This is a genomic window from Lactiplantibacillus mudanjiangensis (assembly GCF_005405385.1).
In the GTDB taxonomy this organism is placed as follows: Bacteria; Bacillota; Bacilli; order Lactobacillales; family Lactobacillaceae; genus Lactiplantibacillus; species Lactiplantibacillus mudanjiangensis.
Genome location: NZ_BJDY01000003.1, coordinates 80,047 through 102,292, shown reverse-complemented (window position 1 = coordinate 102,292; position 22,246 = coordinate 80,047). Strand labels below are relative to the sequence as shown.

At 44.2% G+C, this 22,246-nt stretch carries 21 protein-coding genes; 9 read left to right on the top strand and 12 right to left on the bottom strand.

Translation table 11 applies throughout. The features are described from left to right. Positions 1-164: 164 nt before the first annotated feature. Complete coding sequence (locus tag FFM84_RS05360) at positions 165-749, bottom strand: TetR/AcrR family transcriptional regulator (protein WP_130844642.1); 585 nt, start codon at positions 747-749, stop codon at positions 165-167. Between the two features lie 637 nt (positions 750-1,386). Between FFM84_RS05360 and FFM84_RS05355 the strand changes: the two genes are divergently transcribed. The 5 genes from FFM84_RS05355 to FFM84_RS05335 all read left to right on the top strand — a co-directional run bounded on the left by FFM84_RS05355 (position 1,387) and on the right by FFM84_RS05335 (position 6,244). Further along, complete coding sequence (locus FFM84_RS05355) at positions 1,387-1,671, top strand: cell surface protein (RefSeq protein ID WP_225424757.1); 285 nt, start codon at positions 1,387-1,389, stop codon at positions 1,669-1,671. Further along, positions 1,671-2,246, top strand: coding sequence for a WxL domain-containing protein (locus tag FFM84_RS05350; RefSeq protein WP_165444476.1), 576 nt, complete (start codon positions 1,671-1,673; stop codon positions 2,244-2,246). The genes FFM84_RS05355 and FFM84_RS05350 overlap by 1 nt, the downstream gene beginning before the upstream one ends. Before the next feature lie 39 nt (positions 2,247-2,285). Beyond that, the gene (locus tag FFM84_RS05345) at positions 2,286-2,966 is read left to right on the top strand and encodes a WxL domain-containing protein (protein ID WP_130844644.1); all 681 of its coding nucleotides are present in this window, start codon (positions 2,286-2,288) and stop codon (positions 2,964-2,966) included. 83 nt (positions 2,967-3,049) lie between these two features. After that, the gene (locus FFM84_RS05340; RefSeq protein ID WP_130844645.1) at positions 3,050-4,069 is read left to right on the top strand and encodes a WxLIP family cell surface protein; all 1,020 of its coding nucleotides are present in this window, start codon (positions 3,050-3,052) and stop codon (positions 4,067-4,069) included. Between the two features lie 30 nt (positions 4,070-4,099). Further along, positions 4,100-6,244 (top strand): lectin-like domain-containing protein, encoded by a 2,145-nt coding sequence (locus FFM84_RS05335; RefSeq protein ID WP_130844646.1) that lies wholly within the window; start codon positions 4,100-4,102, stop codon positions 6,242-6,244. Positions 6,245-6,361: 117 nt separating this feature from the next. Here the strand turns inward: FFM84_RS05335 and FFM84_RS05330 are convergent, their stop codons facing one another. The 4 genes from FFM84_RS05330 to FFM84_RS05315 form a co-directional block, all read right to left on the bottom strand. Next, entirely contained in the window at positions 6,362-7,717 is a 1,356-nt protein-coding gene (locus FFM84_RS05330) for an FAD-dependent oxidoreductase (protein WP_130844647.1), read from the bottom strand. A gap of 272 nt (positions 7,718-7,989) precedes the next feature. Next, a complete protein-coding gene (locus FFM84_RS05325; protein WP_130844648.1) occupies positions 7,990-8,466 on the bottom strand; it encodes a GNAT family N-acetyltransferase in 477 nt (158 codons plus the stop codon). Positions 8,467-8,528: 62 nt separating this feature from the next. Then, entirely contained in the window at positions 8,529-10,445 is a 1,917-nt protein-coding gene (locus FFM84_RS05320; protein ID WP_130844649.1) for a M13 family metallopeptidase, read from the bottom strand. A 948-nt stretch (positions 10,446-11,393) separates the two neighbouring features. Further along, positions 11,394-12,068: a Crp/Fnr family transcriptional regulator gene (locus FFM84_RS05315; RefSeq protein WP_130844650.1), complete on the bottom strand. Its 675-nt coding sequence runs from the start codon at positions 12,066-12,068 to the stop codon at positions 11,394-11,396. A gap of 159 nt (positions 12,069-12,227) precedes the next feature. On the opposite strand from FFM84_RS05315, the gene FFM84_RS05310 reads away from it, so the two are divergent. From FFM84_RS05310 to FFM84_RS05300, 3 genes are all read left to right on the top strand, one after another. Next, positions 12,228-12,449 carry a heavy-metal-associated domain-containing protein gene (locus FFM84_RS05310; RefSeq protein WP_130844651.1) on the top strand — a complete coding sequence of 74 codons (222 nt, stop codon included), beginning with the start codon at positions 12,228-12,230 and terminating at the stop codon, positions 12,447-12,449. An 11-nt stretch (positions 12,450-12,460) separates the two neighbouring features. Continuing rightward, positions 12,461-13,009: a ferritin-like domain-containing protein gene (locus FFM84_RS05305; RefSeq protein ID WP_130844652.1), complete on the top strand. Its 549-nt coding sequence runs from the start codon at positions 12,461-12,463 to the stop codon at positions 13,007-13,009. Positions 13,010-13,237: 228 nt separating this feature from the next. Then, a complete protein-coding gene (locus FFM84_RS05300) occupies positions 13,238-13,432 on the top strand; it encodes a hypothetical protein (protein ID WP_130844653.1) in 195 nt (64 codons plus the stop codon). A gap of 52 nt (positions 13,433-13,484) precedes the next feature. On the opposite strand, the gene FFM84_RS05295 is transcribed toward FFM84_RS05300, so the two are convergent. The 3 genes from FFM84_RS05295 to FFM84_RS05285 form a co-directional block, all read right to left on the bottom strand. Then, positions 13,485-13,772 (bottom strand): metal-sensitive transcriptional regulator, encoded by a 288-nt coding sequence (locus tag FFM84_RS05295; protein ID WP_130844654.1) that lies wholly within the window; start codon positions 13,770-13,772, stop codon positions 13,485-13,487. Continuing rightward, positions 13,772-14,092, bottom strand: a complete 321-nt coding sequence (locus tag FFM84_RS05290) for a thioredoxin family protein (protein WP_130844655.1) — start codon at positions 14,090-14,092, stop codon at positions 13,772-13,774. Before FFM84_RS05290 ends, FFM84_RS05295 begins: the two co-directional genes overlap by 1 nt. Positions 14,093-14,630: 538 nt before the next feature. Further along, positions 14,631-16,538, bottom strand: a complete 1,908-nt coding sequence (locus FFM84_RS05285; RefSeq protein WP_130844656.1) for a heavy metal translocating P-type ATPase — start codon at positions 16,536-16,538, stop codon at positions 14,631-14,633. Between the two features lie 112 nt (positions 16,539-16,650). Here FFM84_RS05285 and FFM84_RS05280 point away from each other — a divergent pair, with 112 nt between their 5' ends. Beyond that, a complete protein-coding gene (locus tag FFM84_RS05280; RefSeq protein ID WP_130844657.1) occupies positions 16,651-17,619 on the top strand; it encodes a GDSL-type esterase/lipase family protein in 969 nt (322 codons plus the stop codon). A gap of 38 nt (positions 17,620-17,657) precedes the next feature. Here the strand turns inward: FFM84_RS05280 and FFM84_RS05275 are convergent, their stop codons facing one another. The 4 genes from FFM84_RS05275 to FFM84_RS05260 all read right to left on the bottom strand — a co-directional run bounded on the left by FFM84_RS05275 (position 17,658) and on the right by FFM84_RS05260 (position 22,166). Continuing rightward, complete coding sequence (locus FFM84_RS05275) at positions 17,658-18,356, bottom strand: YdcF family protein (protein ID WP_130844658.1); 699 nt, start codon at positions 18,354-18,356, stop codon at positions 17,658-17,660. Beyond that, positions 18,349-19,080 (bottom strand): demethylmenaquinone methyltransferase, encoded by a 732-nt coding sequence (locus FFM84_RS05270; RefSeq protein WP_130844659.1) that lies wholly within the window; start codon positions 19,078-19,080, stop codon positions 18,349-18,351. The genes FFM84_RS05275 and FFM84_RS05270 overlap by 8 nt, the downstream gene beginning before the upstream one ends. 95 nt (positions 19,081-19,175) lie before the next feature. Beyond that, positions 19,176-20,198 carry an amidohydrolase family protein gene (locus tag FFM84_RS05265; protein ID WP_130844660.1) on the bottom strand — a complete coding sequence of 341 codons (1,023 nt, stop codon included), beginning with the start codon at positions 20,196-20,198 and terminating at the stop codon, positions 19,176-19,178. Between the two features lie 18 nt (positions 20,199-20,216). Beyond that, entirely contained in the window at positions 20,217-22,166 is a 1,950-nt protein-coding gene (locus FFM84_RS05260; RefSeq protein WP_130844661.1) for a beta-glucoside-specific PTS transporter subunit IIABC, read from the bottom strand. Positions 22,167-22,246 lie beyond the last annotated feature (80 nt).

Below are 22,246 nucleotides of genomic sequence, written 5' to 3'. Positions count from 1 at the left end.
CCGGGCTTACGATGTGGACGACTTTTGAGACTAGCGGTTTTGGCTAGGCTCAAAAGCGAGGTGGAAGCCCGGTCTTTGGCTGGAGCCGGTCCCCACAGCTGGCAGAATCACTGGCTGGCGTAGGTGGAAATTTAGCCTGACTCAAGCTTAACTTTCACCTTTAGTTAAACTGAGAGCAACCGCGTCCAGAGTTGTTGTCGTTGAGCTAGATCCGGTTGTGCCCCTCGCCGTAATTGGGTTTGCAGGCCGATTCGAGCTTCAAGTAGGCCTTGTGCTAATGGCATGCTAGCTTGGTTGGCAATAATCGTTTGGCTGGCTTGTCCTTTTAAGATGACAGAGGCAAGTAAAGTTAAATAATCAGCGTAAAATTGATCGGTGAGTTGTTTAACCTCAGCATCACTAGTAGCGAATTCGACGACAGCGTTATTGATGAGGTCACCAGTTGGTTGATCAGTGGCGGTTAAACCTTGAGTTAAGAGTGCCATCAAAATATCAACGGGACTAGCACCACTTTGTTCAAGCTGTTGCATCGTTTGCGTGGTCGCAGTTAGCATTAATTGGTGATAATGTTGTAATGACTTTAAATAAAGGGTGTGCTTGTCGCCTAAAGCGTTATAAAGACTTTGTTTTTTAACGCCGCTAGTGGCGACAATTTCATCCATTGACGTATGATAGTAACCATTTTGCCAAAACAACCGCATGATCTGGTCGATGACTTGGGTGTTATCAAAAGTTTTCTTGGCGGGCATATCCGTTCCTGCTTTCGTATAATAAGTACTTTTAGTATAGCATAGGCTTGATTAAGCTTAATAACGGTGATATTACGGTTGAGTTAATTTTGCTGTTTTTATAGTAAGTTTTAATCTAAACGGTGAGCTAAAGGTTAGAAACGTCAATGTTATAGATGCTATTTTACGGGTTTAATAGGAATGGTTGCTTTTTTAAAACAACTTATATAAACAATGAATCCGATATCATTGAGAAAATGGGCTTTTTAAATAGTTATACAAACTCAAAATAATAACTAATAGATATTCACATTAAAATCTAACAAAAATATAATGTTAACAATTTCATTGGTTAAGCGGGTCAATAAATTCTAAGCCGTAGATTTTTTTGATAACTTACAAACACTGATGTTAAACTGATTGCGGTAGTTTATATAAATCATTTTATGTTTTTATGAATATGAGAGATTGCCAAAAAAGCCGTTAAAATAGCCATTTAGAACGTTAGTTAAGGCGTTTCATCAATTGACAATGATTCCGATTACATGATATATTTTCGTTGCTGATAGGGACCGGTTGGTCGAAACTTATCGGTCGTTGTCGATAGATAGCGTGACTAAGATAATTGTATAACGAAGCGAAAGGAGTGATGGGTTATATGCGCTGGTTGCTAGGGATACTTGGTCTTGTAAGTGGTTGGACAACTTTAGCCGCTTCAGCCGATGTCCAACAAAGCACATATCATGTAACAGTCGCGTCACCTGGTAGTACGACGGTCTCAGGTGATCAAATTAATCCTGGACCACTATCCGGTGTTTTACCACAGATGAATGAATTGCAACAATGGATATTATGTGGTTTTGCTTTGCTAATCACTTGTCTAGTCGGGCTACTAATCAAACTATGGTGGAATCGCCATCAACAAATAAAGGAGCAATCGTGATGAAGAAATATGTAGGAACTTTAGTTTTCAGTCTCTCACTATTAACTGCACTACCCTTGGCTGCCCATGCTGATGACTCAACAAAGGATACAGAAGCTAATATTGAATTAACGCAAGATGAAGATAACAAGGATGTGACCTTGGATGCCGTTCCCGGCGTTAACTTTGGATCACATGTGAACTCAAAAGAAACCAAGACTTATACCGCTGAAAGTGTGAGTGGCAATGTTCAAGTAACCAACCCTGGTAGTTCAGATGGTTGGGCCGTTCAAGCTAAACGGACCGCGTTTACTGGTTCAAATACAAGTATGAAGGGTGAAAAGATTACTTTCGCCAATGGGACGGTTGCTGCAACAGATACTGGCAATGCCTCAAAGACACCAACTACGCAAGACTTTGAAATAACCACGGAAAATAGCAATATCTTGGTTGCGACTAAAGGCGAAGGGGTCGGTGAATTTACCATGACCCATGATAAAGGTGATGTGTCACTCTACGTTCCGGCTGGTAACGTGGCCGACAATTACACGTCAACCATCACCTGGAGTTTGACGAATACGCCAGATACGAAGTAAGCGTTAGGTTAAGAACGGTATTAACCTTGAGGTGCGACCATGAGCAAGTTTAAACATTTGACGTGGTGGTTATTGAGTTGTGGGAGCTTAGCAGTCATTGGTAGTGGGCTCGTCACACCGGTCCAAGCGGCTCAACAGTCGCCGGTCCAAATTGAACTAGCCCCTAATAATGATGAAACTGCGGTCACACCGGTTGATCCGAATGACCCATCCAAGCCTTATCCTGGGGACTCGGTTGATCCGGGAAATTCAGGCACTGGCTCAAAAGGTAGCCTGACAATTGACTTCATTAGTAATTTGACCTTTGAAGCAACTAGTGTCAGTAGTGGTCCAGTAACGGTGGCCGCTAAAAATCAGTTAGCAATGGTCCAAGTGACGGATCGCCGTGACACTGGTGCTGGTTGGACACTACAGGTCGTACCGGAAGCCCCGTCGAATGGCAAGCAAACACTGGCCACATCGATTGACCTGGGTGCGGTAAAAATAAAGGCTGCCAGTACTAACGTGAGCGCGGCGCCGCAATTGGTTTCTCGTCAACTAACAGCTGGGCAAGTCAATAATGTGTTGGTAGCGGATAAAAATGCTGGGATTGGAACATGGTTGTTGGTACTCAATCAAAGCAATCCAGCGACCAAGCTGACAATTCATGATACTCAATTAACCACAGGTGATTATCAAGGCACGATGACCTGGATGCTAACTGATGCACCCAGTTCATAGATAGTAAGTTTAGGGGGTAATTACGATTCGTAATTACCCAAATACATAGCTCGTCACTTTTGAAAAAAGGAAAGGTAACTTATATGAAAAAGAAAATCTGGCAATTAATGTTGTTAATGAGTGTTGTTTGGGGTTGTTTAGGAATTGTTGCTAAGGCAGATAGTTTAAATTACAAGGTCACGACAGATTTGCCTAAGAATCAAATCACGCAAGGAACCACGTATTTTGATTTGAAAGTGAAACCCGGCCAAAAACAGACACTAACTATTCATATTAAGAATAGTGACAGTAAACAACATCAATACCGGATTTCAACGAATCGGGCGGTTACGAATGGTAATGGGGTCATTGATTATAGTCAACCTAAGGCTAAGGCCGATTCATCATTGACGTTTAATTTGAATGATGCGGTTTCAAAGGCATCAACCGTGACGGTGGCCGCTAAATCAACAAAAAAGGTTCAGATTAAACTGATCGTCCCAGAAAAATCCTTTAAGGGGATTGCCTTGGGTGGCATCAATATCACCCAAGTTTTAGATAAGGCCAAGAAGACAAGCGGTGTCTCAATTCGTAATCAATATGCCTATGTCATTGGACTGCAATTACGAGAAACTAAAAAAATTACGACTAAGCCAGTCATGAAGTTAATCGATATTAAAGCTAAACAGATCAATTATCAAAATTATGTCACGGCAAAACTCCAAAATACGCAACCTGTCATTATGCATGGGTTGAAAGTGACGAGTTACGTGACGGCGGTTAATTCAGATAAAAAGGTTCTCTCAACGACAAAAGAAAATATGGCGATGGCGCCTAACAGTAGCTTTAATTTTGCAATTGGCGATGGTAATAAACAACTCAAAGCTGGTAACTATACGTTGCATTTAACCGCCACCGCTAGTGATGGCAAGTATAAGTGGAACTTCACGCGCAACTTTACCATTAGTGAACAGAAAGCTAAACAATTGAACAACACGGCAATTAATCAACCAAAATCAACTAATTACTTCTGGTGGTTTGTCGGTTTCGGAATTGTCATTGTCCTCTTGCTGGGTGTTGTAATTTGGTTACTAGTTAAGAATCGTCGTAAGAACCAGGATTAAGTTAACTCATGATGAAGGGAGCGGTAAACCATGCGCAAACGGACGCAACTATTATTAGCAGGGCTTGTAGCCCTGGCTGGTGTGGGAACGGGTATCACGCGAGCACTGGCTGCCGACGCTACGGCGGCCCCCATCACGACAGCTCCGGCTGGGCTCAATCAATTAGATAAATTATTTGATTTACCCACGACCTTTACGAATGGCGTGAGCAATTCGGCTAATATCCAAACGGTCACGAATTCGGCCGCTCCTAATACGCAAGCCATTGAATTTACGAGCGCCAAGAAACAACTAGGCGGTTTCTGGTCGAAGGACGCTAATCGCTTAAATTTAAATGAAGATGCAACGATTAAAATGTGGCTCTATCATGGCGCTTCAACGAGTAAAGCTGGCGATGGTTTAGCGTTTGTTCTGCAAAACGATGCCAATGGGACGGGTGCCGCTTCAACGTACACGAAACAAACGATTATCGGTGAAACGATGGGGGTTTGGGGTGTCGATAATGATACGAAGCGAAAAGAGGCGTCTGAAATCGCAGCCACAGCTATTCAAAACAGTTGGGCACTAGAATTTGACACTTATGCTAATACGTCAACATCGTTTAGTGATGCGGGTTCTGGGGTGTCATTTGACTCTGGCATTAAGGGTCAACACATCGCTTCTGGTTATCCGGGTGAAGCGAGTCAATATCAGTCTGACAGTGCCAGCTCAATATTGAGTTTAGGGCTAGTGACCCGATATTTCTTTACGCAGAACCATCAAAATCCTAAGCCAAGTTTGAGTATGACGGATGGGCAATGGCATCATTTGACCTTGAAATGGGATGCTAGTGCCAGCACCATGACCTATGCGTACAATGATCTTAATGCTGACGGTACCGAAAATGCCAGCGCGATTACGCAAACGGAAACGATTGATAAAAGTAAGCTCAATACTAGTGACGGGATGATTCGTTGGGGACTAATTGGCGACACTGTTGGGAACGCCGGTAATAGTTTCGTCGTTTTCGAAGAGATTCCGAACTTGATGTCGGCAGAAGCTGATGTGAAAGTCACGGATACGACGAAAAATAAAACTGTGACCACTGATACAAAAGTGAAGGCCCAAGACGGTCTGAAATATGACTACACGTTAACGTATGATGCCAGTAGTCAGCAAGATTGGGAAAATGTTGAAGCCAAAATTAACCTACCTAAAAACGTGACCTTTACGAAAGCGGTGGTTGAATACGCGAATGGCGACACTCAAACCGTGACTGTTCCAGATGGTAGCCCGGAGACGCTGAGCTTTACGTTAAATCAAGCGTTAACGGCTGAAAATACGACAGCTAAGATTACCTTGACGGGGACTGCTGATACGGTGAAGATCAACAGTCAAACGACGGCCACTAAAGCCACGTTTACGAGTAATAATTTTGAAACTGATACGACAGCTCCTGACTATATTATTACGGTTAAACAAGATATTAGTTTCTATTGGATGAAAGGGACGCAAACGGTTGATAAAGGAACGGATGCTAAAGTTCGTGGCTTAGTCTTCGGTGAAGGCTCTGAACAGCTGACCAATAGTAAAATCACAGTTCATCTAACCTTAAATGGTAAAAAAATTGATGATTTTAAGATGAGTGATGACGATGAATCCGGTATGTTTGATTATACGATTGCTGCTGATGACTTGAATGTTGGTAAGAATACGTTAGTCGGTTATGTTGAGGATGATGACGAAAACGAATCTGAGGAAATTACGGCAACTATCACTGTTAAAAGTGGTGAACTTGGGTTTAAAACGGTTGCTAGCAAAAGTAATTTTAGTGCCGTTACCTTAAATGGTAAGGCTCAAACCGCTGATCGCGCTGATGACTGGGCCTTGGTAGTCAGTGACGAACGCGGTAAGGGATCGAGCTGGCAATTACAAGCTAGTGCCACAACGTTTACGAATGAAGATGGTCAAGCCGTTCGTGGTCAACTTGTTTACAAGCAAAATGGCAAAGCAACCGAGATTAACAATGAAGCGGTTAAGATCGATAGCCATGAATCCACCAGTGATACGGATGACTATGATGTCACTAAACAGTGGGGGAGCGATACCGGGATGTTCTTTGATACAAATGCCGGGGCCGTGCCAGGTAACTATTCTGGGACCGTGACCTGGACGTTATCAGATGCACCAAGCTAATCAATAATTAGCCGATTAGTCACCTACGCGAGCGAATGGTAGGTGGCAAGTATTAAAGCAACTAGATAACCACTAAAAAAGCTAACCACGTGGGTTAGCTTTTTTAGTGCAGATAAGTTAGTTGGTAACTTTGTTAGCTTCTTGAGCAATTGCGGCTTGACCTAAAATGTTCAAGTAGTTAAATGGCCGGTCGAATTGTGGTTGGAAGAACATATCGACAAAACCAAGATCATCGATGGTGTTTTCGTTTTGAATCATCACAGAAATAGTATTCGCTGATTGCGAGACATCATATTTGCTCATGAATTGTGCGCCTAAAATTGCCCGAGTTTCTGGGTTGTAGACTAGTTGCATGAGCACTGGTGTCGTCGTTGGCATAAATTCTGGCCGGTAGTTGTCTTCAACGGTCACTGCTGCGGCTGGGATATTTTCCAATTTAGCATGTTCGAGGGTCATCCCGGAAGCCACGATGGTGGTGTCAAATAACATTAAGCCAGAAGTTGACTGAGTGCCCATGTATTTCCGCGTTGGTTTGAAGATGTTTAACCCAACTAATGTTCCTTGTCGAACAGCATTTGTCGCTAATGGAATATAAGCATCTTTATGAGTTGGGTTGTAGTGAACCGCAACCGAGTCCCCAGCACCGTAAATGTCAGGATCAGATGTTTGCATGTAATCATTAGTCATGATTGAGCCATTTTTGTTCATATCGACTTTGCCTTTTAGCAAGCCAGTATTTGGTCGGAAACCAACACAGAGGATCGCCATATCAGCAGTATAGTCGCCTTGATCAGTTGTGACAGTGACGCCACCATCAGCGGCATCGCTGAAACTTTGAACCATTTGATTAAGTGCGAGCTTGATGCCACGATCGGTGAAGTCTTTTTGAATGCGATCCGTAAATTCGGTATCTAAGTATTTGTTTAAAATGCGTGGTAACCCATCAATCAAGGTCACTTCTTTACCTTGACGTTGGTAAGCTTCAACGAGTTCAGTCCCGATGTAGCCCCCGCCAATGACGATGACACGTTTGGCGTCTTTGGCGTCGTCCCAGAGCTTTTGGGCATGTTGCCAGTTCTTGCAGAGGTAAACATTAGGGTTATCAATACCATCAATTGGCGGAATAATTGGCCATGAACCAGTTGTTACTACTAATTTGTCGTAATGATCAGTTTTTTCGTCACCGCTAACTAAATCTTTAACTGTGACGGTATGAGCAGTGGTATCAATATCCGTGACATCATGTTGCATATGGACGGTCGCACCAAGTTCAGCGAGTTTTTCTGGACTTGAATAGAAGAGCCCTTGAGGATCTTTGACTTCACCGCCTAAGTATAAGGCGATCCCACAGGATAGGAAGGAAACATTATCATTCCGTTCATAGACGGTTACTTCGGTGGTCGGATCACTTGCTAAAATCTGATTAACAGCTGCGGTCCCAGCATGGGTACAGCCAATAACGATAACTTTCATAGATGGACACTCCTTAGTTAATGTGTGATATTTCACAAACTGGCTCGAATTTATAAAAACTTGTTAACAACTACATTGTACTAAATTAAAAAGAAAACGCAACCAAAAACCCGTAAAAAGTTAACATCTTTGATTAATCAAGTGATAACTAAATTACAGCTTGATGTAATTGAATGAATGAGCGTCAATCTGCTTTGTCCCTAGGGCTAAGAGAGATTAATCATGTTAATAAAAAAACGCCGACTCAATCCTTGAGTCGGCGTTTTGGTAACTTATTGTAAGCTGAAGTGCGTTGGCATAGTGGGATCAATTCGATAACCTAAGGCCGTTAAAATTGGGACACTGATTTGATCAGTAGCGGTCAAAGTGATGCTCAGGTGTGGTCGCTTAAGTTCGTCAGTCGCAAAGTCAGTTAGTCGTGGATAGAGTTCAGTCAAGACTGGGGCGGTGTGCGCACTTGGAATTAACCGAACCTTTAGTGTCGCTTGATCAGGGCTACTATCCAAATGATCAAAGCCGGCCTGGCCGATGAATTGGTCATTTTGACGATCAGTGATCCCCCAGACAAGCTTTTGATCATGGAAAATATCACGCATGATTTGGTTAACCGCATCGGCAGTCGTCAATAGCGTTGCGGTTGGATCAGTTAGTTGATCAAAAGCTAAAATTGCATTCATACGGCTTTGGGTTAACCAATCTAACGTGTAGTGTGGCGTCAAAATCGGATGATATTTTTCGAATTTGGCCATGAGTGACTCCTTTCTAAACTAAAAGTGCCGAGCCTATGCCCGACACTTTTAACAGCATTGAACTACCAGATTTTGACACGTTGATCAGGTGCAAGATACATTGGATCGGTTGGTTGAATGTCAAATGTGGTGTAAAAATCATCGAGGTTCTTTGGTTGAACGTTGGCCCGGAGTTTAGCCGGTGCATGAACGTCAATGGATAATAGGAGTTGCATGTATTGTTTGGTAGCTTTCATCCGCCAGATCATCGCCCAGTTGGTGAAAAAGGCGTGTAAGTCAACGTCGGTTTCGCTTTTAGCAGCTTCTTCGGCACAGCTCAGCCCACCAGCATCCGCGATATTTTCAGAGACGGTCAGGGTTCCGTTAACTTTAGCACCAGCAAAGTCCAAACCATCGAATTCAGTAATCATGGCTTTAGCAAGTTCTTTGAAATGAGCCGAATCGTCATCCGTCCACCAATTGTTTAAGTTCCCGAATTCATCAAACAAGGCCCCATTGTTATCAAAGGCATGTGAAATTTCATGGGCAATCACGGCCCCAATACCACCATAATTAGCGCTGGATGATTGGTCCAGACTGTAGAATGGTGCCTGCAAGATCGCTGCTGGGAAAACAATGATGTTCATGAATGGATGATAATAAGCATTGACGGTATTTGCACTCATTTCCCAACGAGTACGATCAGTTGGCTGCCCCCATTTGGCAAACATATCTTTGCGGGCAACTCGGCCAAAGTGTAAGGCATTGCTGAGAAGATTGCCACCTTCTTCAGCGGTATGGGTCTTAAACTTAGTATAGATGGTTTCCAATTTGTCAGGATAGCCGACTTGAATACCCAAATTATCTAACTTTGTAATGGCTTTAGCCCGAGTATCGGCGCTTAACCAGGTGTTGGCTTTGAGTCGCTTCTTATAAACACCGATCATTTTTTCGACCATTTGATGCACATCAGCTTTAGCCGCTTCACCGAAGTATTTGTGGCCGTAGTATAAGCCCACGACTTGATCGAAAGTGCCGGTGGCTAAGTAATAGGCGCTCTTAGCTTGGTTACGGGGTGTTTTTTGACCAGAAAGTGTCCGTGAATAGGTCGTGCTAAGCGTCCGCAAGTCATCACTCAGGTAGCCACTTAACCGTTGAACAAGTTTGGCTTTCATCCAGTTCTTCATTAAGTTGAAGTTGTCGGGATTAACGACCTCGTTGAAATGATCAAAGTAGGCTGGTTCCGGTAAGATCACCTTATCTGGATTGCCATCAATAACGGCATACGTAATCGCTGCTAAGTCGAGGTAGCGACTGTTATTGGCAAAGTCTTTGAAAGCTCGTGGATTATACATTTTACTGTAGTCAGCGGCTTCTTCGGCACTTTTAACCCAAGGCACAATCAAACGGTCAAAGGCTAACGTATCATCAACAATTTTTTGAGCGGAGATATCATCATAGCCGACTTTTTGTAGCAATTTGGTCATCATTTGGGCATAAACAGCGAGGAGTTTGGGTCCTTGTTGATTACCTTCATCGTAGTAAGTCTTATCTGGTAAAATCGTGCCCGGTGCTTGGACAAATAAGGTGTTGACCTTGGTGTTCTTCATATCGGCGTCAACATCTAAACTGAATGGTAATGGTAACCCATCATAGATCCAGTCTGGCATCCGATGCTGTAAGTCGGCTAGATCACTCAAACTGTCGATTTGCTTCAAGCAAGGTTGAAGTGGTTTGGCACCATCTGCATCGCGTTGTTTAAAGTCTTTGGCTAATTGATAAAATTTAATGAATTCAGCTAATTGTGGGTTGTCGGGAGTTACCTCACCAGCAGCCATGGCGTCAAAATCATGCATTAACGTCTTTTCAATCGCGTCAACGAGGTCCATGAAGCCCCCGGTTGAGGCATGATCGTCAGGAATTTCGGCGGTCTTGAGCCAGTTGCCATTGACGGCGTCATATAAGTCTTGTTTTACTGCGGTTTGACTGATTGTTGCCATTAAATCCACTCCTCAATAAATTTTCTAATTCAATCCTAATTATACCTTAGATGATCGTGAGTTGCGCAAATCTTGTCGTCAGAAAATCGCTTGTAACTTAGCCTTAACGGAATATTAATCTAGCCTGAGGTGGTTAACCAATGGTTCTTAAAGTGGTGGAGTTCAGGCTTGTCACAATTGTAACGGGTATCTCGTGCATTCCTGTAACATTTATTTACAATGTGAACTATTTTCGGGATGTCGTTTGACGTGGGCAGTTATTTTTCGTAAGGTAGATCCAAGCGATATGTGTGACCGGGGGTGCGGGAAACGCCTAGGCAGGCATAAGCTTATATAACACTGATCGGCCCGATAGCCACGGCGTATTCGTCATGGCTATCGGGCCGATTGCTTTTTTATTCAACTAACTAAAGGTTGAAAGTTAAATGTATTGGTCGAAGCCTTACCAACATTGACTTAAGTTGGATTAAATTTGTCACCTACGCCAGCCAGCGATTCTGCCGGCTGTGGGGACCGGTTCCAGCCAAAGTGCGGGCTGCCACCTCGCTTTTGAGCCTAGATAAAATCGCTAGTCTCAAAAGTCGTCCACATCGTAAGCCCGGGAAAGCCACCCGGACTAACGATATTTTCACGGCCGGCGCCATCACTGGCTGGCTCCGGTTGTATTGCGACTACCAATCAATTTCGTAATCACCATCATAACCGAGAGTGAGCACACATTGAGCCCAGCCGTGGGAAGCTCTTAGCGATTTATCGCTTAGAGTCTGGTGCTTTTGAAACACGGGGTTGGTGGTTCAAAACGACGGTTCAGACCGCTTTTTGGCTGAACCGGTCCGCCCACAGCGTTCCGGCTCAATGTGGGCGAACGGTAGGTGGCAAGTATGACTAGTTTTGACCGATGAATACTTATCATGTCAACGATTATTGCTAAAACCTAGCTTTCAACCTTTAGTCAACTAATAAGAGTTGATCAGCATCATTAATTTGAATCAATTTGCCAGGTTTTTGGGTAATAAAGCCTTGCTGTTCAAAACGAGTGAGTTTGCGACTGATGGTTTCGGGTGTCGTGCCTAAAAAGGTCGCCAAGTCTTTTTTCTTTAAGGGTAATTTGAAAGTTGAGACTTTTAAACTAGCGGCCGTCTCGGTTAAGTACGTTGCTAACCGGGCTTCGACGGATTCAGTGGCAGTTCTGGTCGTTTGCTTTTCTAACTGAGCGAGGCGTTTACCAAAAACATTCAAGACATTGATGCTGATGCTCGGGTAAGATTGCATCAATTGTTGAAAGTCTTGGCGCCGAATCCGACAAATGTCAGTTGGAACGAGTGCTTCACCATAAGAAGTTCGCTGCTGATTTTCAAATAAAGCGGCCTCACCATCGATGTCCCCAGTTTGGAGTAAGTAAAGCAACTGTTCACGACCGTTGGCGGCAAGTTGATAGACCTTGACTTGACCGTTAGCAACAATCATGAGACTATCCAGATCGTCAGTTGCGCTGAACAAGGTTTCGCCAGCTTGGTAATGACGATGCTGCACGATTGATTCAATCGTATCTAGTTGCTCGTCCGCTAAGGCTTGAAAGATAGGGACAAGCTGTACACATTCATGTGTGGCGTGGTTCGACATGACAATTTCCTCCTTTGAAGTTCACCATAACGATAACAGATTTTTGATTAAATTAAGCATACAACAAAAAAAGATGACTTTTCTTGATGGCGATCAAGTTTTGAAACGAGAATTGCCGGTATGCTAGAACCATCAAATGAGTGATGGAGGTTATTCAAGATGAGTAAAGCAATCTTACAATTAGGGACGCTAACCTGTCCCTCATGCATGACGAAAATTGAAAAAGCAGTCGCTAAGCAACCAGGCGTTGAAACGGTCAAGGTTTTGTTTAATGCCAGCAAAGTGAAAGCAAGTTTTGATGAGACCACGACAAGTGCCGATCAATTGTCCCAAGTTGTTACTGGATTAGGATATGACGTTGAAAGCGTCAAAGTCAAATAAGGGGTGTTAAGATGAGCGAATTAACAATTGAAGACCAATATGCAGCTGAGTTAAAGCAAAGTGATATTGATCATCATGTGCCAACTGCGGGTGCGATGACGAATCATATTTTATCAAATTTGATGGTCGAATACGTCAAGTTAAACCAAGTGAAATGGTATGTTAAGGGGCCACAAAGCGTGGCGTTACAGCCAATCTATACCCAACTAATTGACCTGAATACACAACATTTTTCAGAATTGGCCGACTTATTATTAGATGAAGATCAACAACCATCGTCCACAACGGCGGAATTAGTGAAGTATGCGATGTTAGAAGAAAATGGCGCTTTTAAGTATCAAGATGCCGCGACTTTAGTGGCCGGTACGGTTAAAGATTTTGATACTGAAAACTTATTCGTTGATCGTGCAATTAAATTGGCAGAAAAAGAAGATCGGCCGGCTTTAGCGGCTTGGTTAGTGGCCTATCGTGGTCGTAACAATCGGCAGATTCGTCAACTCCAAGCGTTCTTAGGACATACGGCTCGTTTTGGATTAGGTGAAGAAGACGATGAGGATTAAAGGTGATCATTGAGCGAAAACGATTGGGATGAAACCCAACCGTTTTTTGTGCCAAATATTTATAGTCGAAACGTGCGCTAAAAGATTGAAAGCACACCATCAGTTGACTGTCTAGACTATGCTCGGTAGCAAACCGCCTTTTGTCGCACTCTTTTTAGGATGAGACCAACTGGCATTTTTAGAACTGCTGCGCTATACTAACGCTAACTTAACATTGGGGGTAGTTGTATGCCAGTTAGTGATATCGTCGTGTGGACCTTTATCTTTATTTTATTTACGGCTTTTGTCACCATCGTCACCACCGCCGTGTTGATGCGACAGGCGAAAAAACGGCCATCTAATTTGCAAGATCCCGAAGATGATCCTTGGAAAAAGGACGATTGGGCGCATGATGATTGGAAAAAAGGTAATTGGGATAAATAACGAGATTAAAAAATCGAGCCACTTGAATAAGCGACTCGATTTTTTAGTCTCGTTATTTGGTTTTTAAAAGCAAATCTAAAGAGTGGGCTAGGTTCTCAACATCGTCAGTCGACATTTGATCAACACAGCCACTGATATTACGCGCAATGACGAGCTTCATCGCCTTATCGACACTAGACTTAACTGCGGCTAGTTGGACGAGGACATCCTCACAAGGCCGATCTTCAGCCATCATTCGTAAGACACCATCTAATTGACCTGCTGAACGTTTTAAACGCGTGGTGATTTGTTTTTTAGTGACATATTCATCGGTGGTTGTGGAGGCTTTTGCGGCTGTCATTAGTCTAACGCCTTTTTGAGTTCAGTTTCAAAGACGCCTTTAGGCCGAGCACCAACCATGTGGCTCACAACTTGACCGTCACGCTTGATCAAGAAAGTTGGAATACCTTGTACTTGGAATTGGCTGGCGACCTCTTGATCATTATCAACATTTAATGAAACGAAGTTGACTTGATCTTTGTAAGCAGGATCTTCTGAGAGTGATTTTAGGATAGGGTCCATCATGCGACAAGGTGGGCACCAGTCGGCACGAAAGTCGACAACAGCAATCCCGGTATCTGTTTCAGCAGCAAAATCTTGATCGTGAATTTCTTTAATCATAATAAGTAACCTCCAACGTTTTTTATCATAAGTAGTCAAACAATATTTTAAATATACCCCCATAGGTATATAGAAGCAACTATTTTGTTTGTTGCTAAAGATCGAAAGTAGATCGGTGCTTACTTGCCACCTGCCGTTCGCCCACATTGAGCCGGAACGCTGTGGTCGGACCGGCCCAGCCAAAAAGCGGTCTGAACCGTCGTTTTGAACCGCTAAAACCGCGTTTCAAAAGCGCCAATCTCTAAGCGATAAATCGCTAAGAGATTCCCACGGCTGGGCTCAATGTGAGCTCGCTCTCGGTTATGATAGTTACTAGATTGATTAATTCCACGATATAACCGGAGCCAGCTAGTGATGGCGCCGGCCGTGAAAACATCGTTAGTCCGGACGATTTTTCCTGGCTTACGATGTGGACGACTTTTGAGACTAGCGGTTTTAGCTAGGCTTAAAAGCGAGGTGGAAGCCCGATTTTTGGCTGGAATCGGTCCCCACAGCCGGCAGAATCACTGGCTGGCGTAGTTGGCAAACTTAGCCTGACTCAAGCCGTTACTGGCGTTGTTGGTGATTGAGCTTGGGTTTTATCGAAGTTAGTTTTGAATTTAAGCAAGCGCATGGCATTAAAGATAACGACCAAAATGCTGGCTTCGTGGACGAACATACCGCTAGCCATATAGATATAGCCAAAGATTAGGCCAACTAATAAGAAGGCTACAGTCGCAATTGCAATAAAGATGTTTTCACGTGTATTCAGTACCGTTTTCTTAGCTAAGCCATGGGCGTGAACGAGCGCGGGAAAACTCGATTGCATCAACACGACATCGGACGTTTCGATCGTGACGTCGGTGCCGCTGCCCATCGCAATCCCAATATCGGCGTTGGCAATGGATGGACTGTCGTTAATGCCGTCTCCAATAAAGGCGACGGTATGCCCAGCTGCTTGCAGTTGTTGGACGTAGGTGACTTTTTCGGCGGGCATCAAATTAGCATGAACGTCATCAATGGCTAATTCATGAGCGACGGCGTTGGCTGTCAGTTGGTTGTCTCCAGTGAGCATGACTAGGCGCTTGATGCCTTGAGCTTTCAAAGCAGCCAAAGATGCTTTAACTTGTGGTCGAATTTGGTCAGCAATGCCAAAGATTGCTTGAACTTGACCATCAGTGGCCATGATGACCGTTGATTGGCCAGCTTGTTGCATCGTATTTAGATCGGCCAATTGAGCAGTAGTGAGCTTAATATGGTGGGCTGCAAGTAATTTTTGATTTCCAATGACCACCTGTTGTTGTGCAATTTGGGCAGTGATACCTTGACCTTTAACGGTTTCAGTTGTGGTTAGCGTTGGTGCACTCATTGACGTTGGGTGTTGTTGCGCATATGTCACGATTGCTTGACCGAGGGGATGATCGGAAAGCCTTTCAATTGCCGCAGCGGTTGTCAGAATAGCGGTGGTTGTTGGCTGATAAGCTTTGAAACTCGTGACAGCTGTTTTGCCTTGGGTTAAGGTACCAGTCTTATCAAAGACTAACGTGTCAACTTTGGCGAAGGTATCGATTACTTCGCCGCCCTTGATGAGGATCCCGCGTTTGGCGCCGTTACCGATCCCTGCGACGTTTGAGACGGGGGCCCCAATGACCAAGGCTCCTGGGCAGCCGAGCACTAATACGGTAATGGCGAGGCGAAAATCACGTGAAAAAATGAACACCAGCGAGGATAAGACTAAGACAGCAGGGGTATAATATTGGGCAAAGCGGTCGATGAATTTTTCGGCTTTGGATTTGGTATCTTGTGCTTCTTCAACCAGCTCAATGATTTTAGCGAAAGTGGTATCATCACCAACTTGGGTCGCCGTTAATTTAACGTAGCCGTTTTCAACCAAGGTCCCTGCATAAACAGGGTCACCGGTCGTTTTAACGATTGGCCGTGATTCGCCAGTAATTGAAGCTTCATTAAGGTAGCCATTACCTTCAGTAACGAGACCGTCAACGGGAATTTGCCCACCGGTTTTAACGAGGACGAGATCGCCTTCATCGACGTCATCAACGTCAACCGTTTTAGTGCCAGTCGTCGTCACGACAGTCGCAGTGGTTGGGGCCATTTCCGTCAGGCCTTTAATGGCCGTTCGTGTTTTTTGTAAAGTCTTGCTTTCGAGGTAAGATCCAAATAAGAATAAGAAGGTCACAATGGCCGACTCGTTGAATTCGCCAATGATAAAGGCACCGATGACAGCGATGCTGACCAGTAGTTCGATACTAAAAACTTTATTGATCAAAGCGCTCCAAGCGCGACTCGCAATGGGAACGACGGCGATAATTGACGCCGCGATGAGGCTGAGTTGATAGCCGCGGGTAAACTGTAAGAGATATTGACTGAGATAACCGAGGATAATTAAAATCCCGGTGATCAGGGTGATTTGAGTGGTATGCTTCGTTAAGAATTGTTGAAATTTCATATTAAGCGCTCCTGACTTGAGTTGATGTCTATAGTATAAGGAGCGGAGATTGATTAGAACTTGATGGCTATCAAGTTTACGGATTTTAACTAAAAACTTGGAGGAAAAGTGAATGGATTATGCACAAACAACGGCTAACAATCCAGTGACGACAGCTTATTTTCAAGGCCGCTGGGTGGCCAAAACGATTGGTCAAACGCCGGTAATGTATACCACAAATTTAGGAGCAGCCTTTTGGTTTCAAGTCCAACAAGCGACTTATGTGATTGTGGATGTATTGAAGACAACGCCAAGTAGTAGTTGGTTAGCCATTCAAATTGATGGCTTGCCTTATCAACGGGTGGCAGTGGCCGACTTGCCATACCGATTGATGTTAGATGGTCAGCGCCATATTATTCGGGTCGTCATGAGTGGCAATACCGATGATGATCAAGTTTGGACGGGAAATGCGGGTTTTGCGATTAAGGCGTTACAAACAGACGGTGAATTAGCCGCGATTAAACCAGGTCAGCACAGTATTACTTGGCTGGGGGATTCAATTACAGCCGGGTGTTGGGTAGCAGGACGGACGCCAGCGACAGATTATCGTGGCGAAGCGAACTATGCCGCCATTGCGAGTGATTTGTTGAACGCGCGTGATGTTCGGGTGGCCTATAGTGCGATTGGCTTAACGAGAGCGGGCAAAGGTGGTGTGCCAACATTACCAGATGCAATGACGATGTTAGATGCGCAAACAACTTGGCAACCAACACCAACCGATGTGGTTGTTATTAATGTGGGGACAAACGATGGTTTAGCGGGCGCAGCCGGATTTACGAAAGCGTTCAGTCAATTCTTAAATCAAGTTCAAGCGTTGTATCCTAATAGTCGACTGGCGGTCTTGATTCCATTTAGTCAACGGTTTGACCGTGTGATTCGACAAGTTGTGCCGACCTTTAACGACATCGATCTTATCGAAACCGCTGATTGGTCGTTAACCAAGACCGATCAGACACATTTAGACTTGGCGGGCTCAAAAGTAGCCGGTCAACAGGTTGCAGCGACACTAACACAACTGTATCCAACGTTATTTAAAGCCTAAGCTAAAAAAGTGATTGCCAAATTCTGGCAGTCACTTTTTTAACGTTCTCGAGTTAAAGGTTGCGCTAATAATCGTTGATAGGCAGCTAAAACGAGTGCTGGTAAATCAACGTGTCGGAAGTAATTGGCACCGGCTGGCCCATAACCAGTGGGGGTATCCCACAAACGTTGAAGTTCACCTAATAAAAGTTCGGTAAAGTAGGCAGGTGGCCAAGCGTTTTGATAAGCTGGCGTGTCAACGAAAGTAAGGGGATCAAGTTGGGTTAGCTGGAAATCTTGCGGTAAGACACGGCTAAATCGCGTCGTGGGTCCCCAAACTTGCTCAAATGTTAATTGCGTTCGGTAAGCCAATAATGGATCTTGTACCAGTAAAACCTGTTGCCAACTTTTGGGTGCTAACGCGCGGGTATTTAGCGCATTGGCACCGGTATTGGTTGAGGTTTTATCAAGTAATAGGTCGCCTTGATAACCAGCGTCACGCATTAATTGTGCCATCAGTTCGGCTTCGCTAAGGTCATTGTCAACGTGCAAATTTTGCCGTAGATATTTGGTTGCATGTCCGATGCCTCCCGCAATGATAACTGCTGGCAATTGCGTTTGGATGGCGATTTTGGCCGCTGTTGTGGCGGTAATCGGTAAACTATTACCACATAGCACTAGGCCGTCAACGTGCACTAAAGGCTTTGCTGGGGCGGTTAACCAGGCTAAGCAACGATTTAAATCAGTTAAACTAGTCATGATGAACCTCCGTTGTGGCCGGCTTGGTGCCAAAGTGTGCGGCCGCCGCCCCGAAGTTAAAGCGTTGGTAATGGACTTGGGTGAAGCCGGTTTGTTGGAATAAGGTCACGAGCTGGCGATAACTGACAAAGTGCCGGGTCGTTTCTTGCAAATAAGCATATTCCTGATATTGATGGGCAAATAAACGACCAAACCATGGGACGACACGGGTGAAGTACCATTGCCAAACGGGTTTGATGAGTGGCTGATCTGGTTGTGATGTTTCTAGGCAAATGAGTTGGCCGCCAGGTTTTAACACTCGATAAATCTCGGCTAATCCTTGCACTTTGTCTGGTAAGTTTCGCAAGCCAAAACCAATGGTGACGACATCGAATTGGTTGTCGTGAAACGGTAAGTGCATCGCGTTGCCGCGACGTAGCCAGACTTGCTTGTCAACGTGGGCTTGATGCACTTTTTGCTGCGCGATTTTTAGCATGGGTGCGGAAAAATCTAAGCCGATGACGCCATCGGTCGCGGTCAACTCTTGGGCCAGGGCAATCGTCCAGTCACCGGTACCACAGCAAAGATCTAGGACGTGATCAGTAGGGCGGAGGTGGATTTGTGCCATCGTTTGACGCCGCCAATGTCGATGAGTCCCTAAGCTAATGATATTGTTCATCCGATCATAATTGGGGGCAATGGTATCGAATAGCCCTTGAACGTTATGTAAGTAGTGGTTTGCCATGAAAATGGCCTCCTTAATTAAAGCGCTTTAAGGCTACTATAGCAGAAGAGACGCATAAAATCCCGGCAAAATTACTGCCGAGATTTTATAGAACACTAAAGTTGGTAAACAGTCTGAGCGTTTTGACCCAGGACTTGTTGGCGAACTGCTTGATCGATAGGTAAGTCTTGAATCATGGCCGGCCCTGCAGTCATCCAAACATCCTTGACTGGATAAGATGAACCGTAGATAACATTCTTAGCACCCAAGACTTTAATCGCAATTGCTAAATTGTCAGGCCCCCATGGTTGGGCGTGCGATAATTCGTAATAAATGTTTTGTTCAAACCGTGTTTGAACAGCTGAGTTATCAGTGTCAAAACGACCATTGCCAGAATCATGTGGTAACAGCATGGTTTTATAAGTGAAGAAGCCGCCGCCTAACATGGAATGAATGAGTTTTAAGTCCGGAAGTTCTGCGAAAAGATCACTGAAAACTTCACGACTAATGGCGATGATTTGATCAGCACAACGGCCATACGATCGTCGCAAGTTTTCGTAGTCCTTAATGGTTTCGTACTCAATTGGTACTGGTGAGTGATGGACGTATACGGGAATATGCCGTTTTGCCACGTGCCGGAAGAATGACCGATAAGCAGGGTCATCTAAATAACCATCGGCATAATGCGTTGATAATTGTAGTCCAGATAAACCAAGTTCATCAATACAGTAATCGAGTTCGGCTAAGTTTTCGGGTGTTGCATAGGGTGGTACCGTCGCTAAAGCCGACATACGACCGTGGCTTGCCTGAATGTGTTTAGCGACGGCACGGTTGAAAACCTTACATAAATCAAGTGGTAACCAAGCTTGACAGCCTGGTAGCTTTAAGATCGCTTGGTCGACCTGACCGGCATCCATATCAGCTAATTGCTTCGTTAGTTGGTAATCATTTTGGAAGTAGTCTAAGCTACTTTGTCCAATCGGTTGTTCAATGACGATCTTTTTAGTGCCATCGGTTAGCGTACTAACTGTGGCTTTAGCATCGTGGCCATTGTCGACCGCTTGGATGAATCGTTGTTGTAGCTGTTCATCAGTGAATAATTCAGCTGGTAGCCAGTAGACGTTGGCATCGATAATCATAGTAAACACTCCTTGTTTTTAATCATTAACCATTGCAGTATCAGTAATGGTGGCTGGATCTTGTAAGTCAACGGCTAGAACTTTTGTCGTATTAGTGACGGGGCCGAATTGGACCGGCATCACATCTTTAAGTTGTGCTGATTTAGTGACAATCAGCATGACGGTTGGATCGTAACCAGCAGCTTGAATGGCTGGCAAATCAAAGTCGACCAGTAAATCGCCCTTTTTAACGCGCATGCCTTGATTAACATGAAGGTTGAAATGTTTGCCTTCAAGGTTAACGGTATCAATCCCAATATGGATTAAAAGTTCTTCACCATCATCACTGGCGAGCCCAACAGCGTGACCAGTTGGATAAGCCACTCGGATGATCCCGGAAACTGGGGCATAGACCTTGCCTTCAGAGGGGGTAATGGCAATCCCATCACCTAATGTTAATTTAGAAAAAACATCATCGTTAACGGTGGTTAAATCAAAGCTTTCACCAGCAACTGGGGCATAGACGTCACTGTGGTCGGCCGGATTAATCTTGGCTGGCTTGGTTTTAGCATCTTTATTAGCACCAATAATAAGCGCAGTAATTAGGGTGAAGGCAAAAGCAACAATGCCACTAATACATAAACCGATAAAACCAGCATCAATTCCTTTAGGATTAATAAAACATGGTAAGCCTAAAAGACCATTAGCTCCGAATTCGTATAATTTAGAACCAGCGAATCCAGCGATGGCACCACCAATCCCAGCACCCAAGAAGGAGGTAATCATAATCCGTTTACGTGGAATCAAAACCCCGTATAGCGCTGGTTCATTAATACCGAAGAAAGCTGAGATAGCAGCGGCAACGGACATACTACGAACGCTTTCTTCACGAGCGCGAATGGCCACGCCTAAAGTTGACCCTAAGACAGCTAGCGCACCAGAGAAAATCAACGGGTTGATGACATCATAACCGTAATGGGCGATATCGATGGCAAAGAACGGAATAACCGCCCAGTGAAGACCAAACATCACCAAAATACTCCAGAAGGCACCTAGGAAGAATCCAGCAACACCTTTGTTCAGACCAACTAACCAAAGCACCGTATCACTTAAGATGTTTTGTAAAATCATGGCGATTGGGCCGATAATAATTAAGCTTAAAACACCTGCAATGAGTAAGGTAAAGAAGGGAACGAAGACCATTTTTAAAACATCAGGAATAACTTTGTCGCAGTATTTATAAACGTAACTGGCAAACCAGACAATAATGATAATGGGAATAACGGTACTTGAATATGATTGCAAGGCAACTGGAATACCCATAAAGGTCATTTTATATTTCAAAGCAAAGATAGTGCCTTTGAAAATCGTTGTAACGGCTGTACTGCTGGCGGCGGAAACTAGGGTTGGATAAACTAAGAAGGCACCCAAAGTTACCCCATAGATTTCTTTAAGACCGAACCGTTTAGCGGCACTCCAACCAATGATAACGGGGAAAAAGTAGAAGAGTGTATCGCCAAGCGCATTTAAAATAATGTAGGTCCCGCCGGTTGTCGACATGAGCCCGGTAACGGTACATAAGGAAACGACGGCTTTGATCATCCCAGCCCCAGATAAGAGGCCAAGGACTGGAATAAAGATGGAACTAATTAGGCCTAGCGCTTTGCTGAGCCAACCCTTTTGTTCGTCTTCGTCATTATTAGTGGACGTACTAGTTTCGCCACCGTTGATGACATCGTCTGAAAATTTAGCCACGTCTAAAATGGCATCATAAACTTTAGCGACACTAGGGCCAATGACAACTTGATATTGCCCACCTTGTTTGACAACATCCAAAACGCCATCTAGCGCTTTAATTGCCTCATCATGAGCTAAACTTTCATCCTTTAGCACGAAACGAACGCGAGTCACACAGTGGGTGATGCTTTTGACATTATTTTTTGAGCCAATCTGACTTAATATTTCTTTGGCTAATGGTTTATAATCCATTTTTGACAACCCCTTAAATTGTTGTTTTTATCGGTTAAAAGTGACATCCAATAATCGACTTATTTACCAGGGAGTCCCGA